This window comes from Streptomyces sp. SID3212 (assembly GCF_009865405.1).
In the GTDB taxonomy this organism is placed as follows: domain Bacteria; phylum Actinomycetota; class Actinomycetes; order Streptomycetales; family Streptomycetaceae; genus Streptomyces.
Genome location: NZ_WWJY01000558.1, coordinates 1 through 7,030, shown reverse-complemented (window position 1 = coordinate 7,030; position 7,030 = coordinate 1). Strand labels below are relative to the sequence as shown.

Below are 7,030 nucleotides of genomic sequence, written 5' to 3'. Positions count from 1 at the left end.
GCGGTGCCTGCCGAGACTGCCGCTCCCGCAGTGCCCACGGCACCCTCGGCCGCTCCTACCGTGCCCGCCGTGCCCGCCGCACCTGCCGTGCCCGCCGCATCCGCCGTGCCCGCCGAGACCGCCACGCCCACCAAGACCGCCGCCCCCGCCGACATCGCCGTAATCGGCATGTCCGGCCGCTTCCCCGACGCCCCCGACCTCCCGGCCTTCTGGTCCAACCTCGTCGCCGGCCACGGCAGCGTCCGCGAAGTACCGGCCGAGCGCTGGGACATCGCCCAGTACTACGACACCGACCGCCGCGCCGAAGGCCGTACCTACAGCAAGTGGGCCGCGCTGCTCGACGACGTGGACCAGTTCGACGCGGGCTTCTTCCACCTCTCGCCGATGGAGGCCGAGCAGATGGACCCGCAGCAACGCCTCTTCCTCCAGGAGGCCTGGTCGGCCCTGGAGGACGCGGGCTACGCCGTCCCCGGCGCCGAGCGCGCCAGCTGCGGCGTGTTCATCGGATCCGGCGCCGGCGACTACCTGCGGCTGCTGGAGGCGAACGGCCAGGACGGCACCAGCCAGGCGTTCCTCGGCAACTCGCCGTCCATCCTGGCGGCCAGGATCGCCTACCACCTCAACCTCGGCGGCCCGGCCGTCGCGATCGACACGGCCTGTTCCTCGTCGCTCGTGGCCGTACACCAGGCCGTCACCAGCATCAGGTCCGGCGAATGCGAGACGGCCGTCGCGGGCGGCGTCGCGGTGATGCTGACGCCCCGGATGCACGTCTGGACCAGCAGCGCGGGCATGCTGTCACCCACCGGCCGCTGCGCGCCCTTCGACTCCTCGGCCGACGGCATCGTCCTCGGCGAGGGCGTCGGCGCGGTGGTGCTCAAGCCGCTGGACCGCGCCCTGGCGGACGGCGACACCGTGTACGCGGTGATCAAGGCCACCGGCTCCAACAGCGACGGCCGGACCAACGGCATCACCGCCCCCAGCGCCGACTCCCAGGCGGCCCTGCTGATGGACGTCTACCGGCGGGCCGGCCTCAGCCTGGACGAGGTGGGGTACGTGGAGGCGCACGGCACCGGTACCGCTCTCGGCGACCCCATCGAAGTGAAGGCCCTCACCCAGGTCTTCGGCGACCGGGCCGCGTCGGCCGGCGTCTGCCACCTGGGTTCGGTGAAGTCCAACATCGGGCACACCACCCTGGCGTCGGGCATCGCCGGCTTCATCAAGGTCGTGCTCGGACTGCGGGCCGGACGGATCGCCCCGTCGCTGAACTTCGCGACGCCCAACCCCAAGATTGACTTCGAGCGCGGGCCCTTCCGGGTCCCGACCACCGCCATTCCCTGGCCGCCCGGACCGTCCGGCCTGCGGGTCGGCGCGGTGAGCAGCTTCGGGTTCAGCGGAACCAACGCGCACGTGGTGCTGGCCGAGGCGCCGCCCCAGGCGGCCTCCGCCCCGCGACCGGCCGACGAGGCCGTCGTCCTGCCCCTGTCGGCCCGCACCGCCGACGCCCTGCACCACCGGGTACGGCAACTGACCGAACGGCTCACGGAACAGCACGACCTGGGCGACACCGCCCGCACGCTTGCGCTGTCGAGAGCACACTTCCCCGTACGAGCCGCCTTCGTGATCCGGAACCTTGCAGAACTACGCGAACAGGCGCAGGAACTGCTCACCGGCGGCCGACCGCCCACGGACATCCACGGCGAACGCCTGATGCGCCTCGCCGAGGACTACTTGGCGGGCCGGGACGTTGACTGGACCACAGCCCACGCGGGCCGCCCACGCCGCAACGTCCCACTTCCCACATACCCGTTCGCCCGCACCAGGCACTGGACGGTAGGCCCAGCCACCGCACGACCTGCGGAGTCCGACCCAACTACGGCGGAGGCCGCCGCAAGGCCGAAGGCGTCTGCCACGTCCGCCGCGCCTGCCGCCGTGCGGCCCGGGGTGTCCGGCACATCCGCAGCACCCACCGTTGTACGACCCGGAGCGTCGGACACGTCCGCAGCGCCCGGGGTCGTAGGGCCCGCCGAGCCCGGCCCGGCTACGGCGGCTGCCGTGGTAGTTCCCGTGGCGGCGGACACGTCCGTCGCGCCCGCCGCTGTACGGCCGACGGGGTCCGGGACGTCCGCAGCGTCCGCTGTCGCGAAGGCTGCGGAGTCCGGCGCGTCCACTGCACCCGTCGTTGTACGGCCCGGGGTGTCCGGCACGTCCGCCGTGCCCGGTGTCGTAGGGCCTGCGGAGTCCGGCCCCGCGACGGCGCCCGCCGTTGTACGGCCCGTGGGGACCGGCACCTCCGCTGCTCCCGCTGTCGTGCAACCTGCGGAGTCCCACACGTCCCCAGCGTCCGTCGCCGTACCACCCGAGGCGTCGGGACCGCCTGGGGCGTCCGCACCGCCCACGAGGCCCGCCGTCGCCAACGCGGCAGCGCTATCCGCAGCCGTCACCGACGCGCCGGCCGTGGTCGCGACCACCACCGATGGGCCCGCCGCGTCCGCCATCCAGGCCGAAGTGCCCCCCGAGCCCCCGGCCGTCGCCGACGCGCCCGCCAAGTCCCCGCCGGCCACCCCCTCCCCGGACCACCCGCTGCTGATCTGCCGCCCGGCCTGGTACGAGGACGCCGCACCGCCCGAGAGGCTCCCGGACGGTACGAGTCGCCGCGTCGCGCTCGCCTGCGCCGACGGGGACGGCCCGCTCGCCGACGCCCTCGCCGGACTGCACCCCCACGACGAGGTGATCCGTATCCCGCTGGGCGGAGCCACCCCCGCCCCGGGCCCGTTCGACGTGCTCTACGTCCTCGCCGGCCGCGAGGGCCCGGTGCCGGAACTCACCGATACCGCGCCCACCGGCGACCCGGTCACCCTCGCGGCCTTCTACCTGCTCAAGCAGTTGCTCCGGTTCGGCCAGGCGGCCCGCCCGCTCGCCGTGACCTTCGTCGTCCACGGCGTCCTGCCGGTCACACCCGAGGACCGGGTTCTGCCGCACGGCGCCGGCCTGGTCGGACTCTCCCGTACGGTGGCGGCCGAGCACCCGCTCTGGCGGGTGCGCTGCGTGGACATCGACCCCTACACCACGGCCGCCGACCCGTCCCGCGCCGCCCGCCGGATCGTGGCGGAGGACGGCACCCACCCCGTCGTGGCCCTGCGCGGCGCGCGCCGGTACCTGCGCCGCTTCGAGCCCCTCGCGCCGGGCGCGACCGGTCCCACCCTGCGAGACGGCGGCGTGTACCTGGTGGTCGGCGGGGCCGGCGGCCTGGGCCGCGCGATGAGTGAGCACCTGGCAGCCGTACATGGCGCCCGGCTGCTGTGGCTCGGCCGCAGGCCGGGCGACGACCCGGAGGTCCTGGCGGGGACGGCCGAGATCATCCGGCTGGGCGGCGAGATCCGCTACGTACGTGGCGATGTCACCGACCCCGTCGCGGTCCGGGCGGCCGTGGCCCGGGCCCGGCAGGACTTCGGCGCCCTGCACGGCGTGCTGCACGCCGCCGGCGAACTGCGTGACGTACCGCTGGCCCGGATGACGGAGGCGGACTTCACCCGTGTACTCGCCGCGAAGGCGGTCGGCGCCGCCGTACTGATCGAGGCGCTCGCGGACGAACGGCCCGACTTCTGCGTCCTGTTCTCCTCCGCCGCGTCTTTCGTCGCCTCGCCCGGGCAGGCCAACTATGCCGCCGCCGCGACGCTGGAGGACGCCTACGCCTGGCAGGCGCGCGGGCGCGACAACTTCCCGGTGTCGGTGGTGAACTGGGGCTTCTGGGGGACCGTCGGCGCGGTGTCGGACGAGCGCTATCACCGCTCGTTCGCCGCCCTGGGCGTCGGCTCCATCGACCCGGCGGAGGGCTTCGCGGCCCTGCGGACCGCACTGTCCAGTGGCGTGGGGCAGGCGTTGGTCATCAAGGCCGACCCGGCCCGCCTGGCCGGGCACGGCATGCCGCTCGCCACCAACCCCGCGCCCGCCGCCACCGACCCGGTGCCGACCACGACCGGCGACCCCACGTCCCAGGGGAATTCCGAACCCGATCCCGATCTGGAACGGCGGGCCCGCGACTACCTCAAGCGCGTCTTCGCCGGGCTCCTCAAGTGCGGCGAGGACGAGATCACCGACCGGGAGACCCTGGACAACATCGGGGTCGACTCGCTGCTCGGGGCGGAGATCATCGACCTGTTCTCCGCCGACCTGGGCGAACTCCCGGCGACCCTGCTGTTCGAGCACGCGACGATCGAGCGGCTCGCCACCCACCTCCTTGAGATCCGGAGGGAGCGTCTCACCGCCGTCCTGACCCGTGACGAGGAGGGCCCGGCACATCCGGCGGCCCCTGCGGCTCAGCCCACCGACTCCCCGGACCCGGCTCCGGCCACGGCCACAGGAGAAGCAAACCCGGTCGCCCAACCAACTCCCCACGTCCAAACGACCCCTGACGCTGCGACACCCTCCGCCTCACCCCCGACCTCCGCGCCCCACAGCGACCCCGACCACAACACCCTCGACATCGCCGTCGTCGGCGTCACCGGCCGGTACCCCGGCGCCCCCGACCTCGACACCTTCGCCCGGAACCTCGCCGCCGGTGCCAACTGCGTGACCGAGGTACCGGCCGACCGGTGGGACTGGCGGGCCCACTTCGACCCCCGGCGCGGCCGACCGAACCGTACCTACGGCAAGTGGGCCGGATTCCTCGACGGCATCGACGAATTCGACCCACAGCTCTTCGGCATCCTGCCGCGCGAGGCGGCCGCGATCGACCCGCAGGAGCGGCTCTTCCTGGAGACCTGCTGGAACCTCCTGGAGGAGACCGGCTACCTCGGCGAGCACACCCGGGTCCCGGAGACCGGTGTCTTCGTCGGACTGATGTACGGCTCGTACGGTCAGCTCGCCGCGGCCTCCGGCTGGAACCGGGGCGAGTTCGGAGCCGCACACTCCGCGTACTGGTCGGTGGCCAACCGGGCCAGCTACGTCTTCGATCTGACCGGGCCAAGCTTCGCCGTCGACTCGGCCTGTTCGTCCTCGCTCACCGCCGTCCACCTGGCCTGCGAGAGCCTGCGCCGGGGCGAGTGCCGGATGGCCGTCGCGGGCGGGGTCAACCTGATCCTCCACCCCGCTCACCTGGTGGCCCTGGCCGGCCGGGGCATGCTCGCGAGCGGTGACGCCTGCCGGACCTTCGACGCGGGCGCGGACGGCTACGTCCCCGGCGAGGGGGTGGGCGCGGTCCTGCTCAAGCCCCTGGCGGAAGCGAAGGCGGACGGCGACCGGATCTGGGCGGTCATCAAGGCGAGCCGGTCCAACGCGGGCGGAAAGACCAGCGGTTACACGGTGCCCAACCCCAACGCGCAGGCCGCGCTGGTGGCCCGGACGCTGGAGGAGGCAGGGGTCGACCCGCGCACGATCGGGTACGTGGAGGCTCACGGCACCGGCACCGCACTGGGCGACCCGATCGAGGTCGTGGCGCTCACACACGCCTTCGGCTCGGGCTCCGACGCGGCACACCGCGCCGACTGGGACGGCCCGCCCGTCACGATCGGCTCGGTCAAGGCCAACATCGGCCACCTGGAGGGCGCCGCCGGCATCGCAGGGCTGACCAAGGTCCTGCTCCAGCTCAGGGACGGAATGCTCTACCCGAGCGCGAACCTGGAGCGGATCAACCCGAAGATCGACTTCGACGGGTCGCCGTTCCGGCCGCTGACCGGGGCGGCCCCGTGGCCCCGGCCCGAGCTGAACCTCGACGGGCAGGTGACCGCGTACCCGCGCAGGGCGGGCGTCAGTTCCTTCGGCGCGGGCGGGGCCAACGTGCACCTGGTCCTGGAGGAGTACGAGGAGGTGGACGCTCCGGCGGTGGCCGCCGGACCCGCTCCCGATCGGCACGACGAGGTGTTCCTCCTGTCCGCCCGCACGAAGGAGCGGCTGGCCGTGCTCGCCGAGCGGGTCGCGGAGCACCTGCGGGACGGCGCACGCGCCGACGACACCACCGGGCCGTCGCTGCGCTCGCTCGCCTGGACCAGCCAGACCGGGCGCCGGGAACTGACCGAGCGCCTGGCCGTGGTGGCCGGCAGCCTGCCGGAACTGGCCGAGGGACTCCGGGCCTTCGCCGAGGGGCGGGAGGCCCCCGGGGTCCACACCGGCACCGCCGCCCGTACCGGCGTACCACGCTGGCAGGGCGACGAGCTGGTGGAGGCAGCCCGGGCGTGGCTGGCCGGGGCCGAGGTGGACTGGCCACTCCTGTGGTCCGGTCCCCGCCCGAGGCGCGCCGCCTTCCCGACCTATCCCTTCGACCGCGCCCGCTATTGGCTCGCCGAGCCGGAGGACGCGCAGGAAGCTGTACGGGACGACGCGCACGAAATCGTACGAGACGGCGTGCGGGAACGCGGGCAGGACGGCGTGCAGAGCAGTGGTAGTAGTACACCGGACACCGCCCAGGACTCCGATCAGCACGCCCCGCCGATCCCGCCACCCACCCCGACCCCCCAAGAGGCGGCCCTGGTCCGCTTCGCCCGCCCCGCCTGGGAGAACGCACCGTCACCCGAGACGGCAGCCGGCACCCCGGCGCCACGCCGTGCGCTGGTCTTCGCCGAGGAGCCGGGGCTGCCAGAGGCCCTGGCCGAGCGCCTCGCCGCCGACGGAACAGAGGCCGTCACGCTGACCCGGGCCCAGGACTTCGCCCGTACTACCGACGACGACAGCGCGGGCTACCGCCTGGAGCCCGGAAACCGGGACCACTGCACACGCCTGGTCGCGGACCTCGCCCGCCGGGGCCTGGAACCGGACGCCCTGATCTTCTGCGCCCCCGAGAACGCGGCCGGCCTCGGCAGCGGCGACCTGCCGAACAGCCTCGACCGGGGACTCCACTCCGTGGCCGGCCTCACCACCGCCCTGCTCGCCCGGCCGGGTACCCCGAGGGACCTGCGGGTGGTCTACGGATTCACCGCCCCGACCCCGTCCTCCCGCCCCTACGACGCGGCGGTCGGTGCCGCGCTACGCACTCTCGCGCTGGAACACGGCCGACTGGGAGCCGCCCGGGTCGCCTTCGAGGGCGCCGGCGCGGTGG

At 74.0% G+C, this 7,030-nt stretch carries 1 protein-coding gene; it reads left to right on the top strand.

The features are described 5' to 3' along the window. Positions 1-69: 69 nt before the first annotated feature. Positions 70-7,030: SDR family NAD(P)-dependent oxidoreductase (locus GT042_RS16915; RefSeq protein WP_161309550.1), on the top strand; the 6,961-nt coding region annotated here is incomplete at its 3' end.